Genomic DNA, 316 nt, shown 5'->3' on the forward strand with positions numbered 1-316 from the left:
CTGGGAGAGCACCTGCTTTGCAAGCAGGGGGTCGTCGGTTCGATCCCGTCATCCTCCACCACTGCATTTACTCAAGACTACGGGTTTTCGGTAAGTGTAGTAATCGTTCTTTAACAATTTGGAAGAAGTAAAGATTTATTGAGTATCGCAAGATATTCAGGGTAGTAGATAAATCATCAAACACAGTAGTAAATGCTTGATGCCGATAGCCGTCAAGGTTATAGGGACAAGTGAATAAGTGCACATGGTGGATGCCTTGGCGATTACAGGCGATGAAGGACGTAGAAGTCTGCGATAAGCCTCGGGGAGCTGACAA

General features: G+C 45.9%; 1 rRNA gene. It reads left to right on the forward strand.

Annotation, left to right across the window (positions count from 1 at the left end):
* Positions 1-224 precede the first annotated feature (224 nt).
* Positions 225-316, forward strand: a 23S ribosomal RNA gene (locus AC6H42_RS16475); the annotation flags it as partial.

The sequence above is a fragment of the Massilia sp. NBRC 108631 genome, from assembly GCF_059704565.1.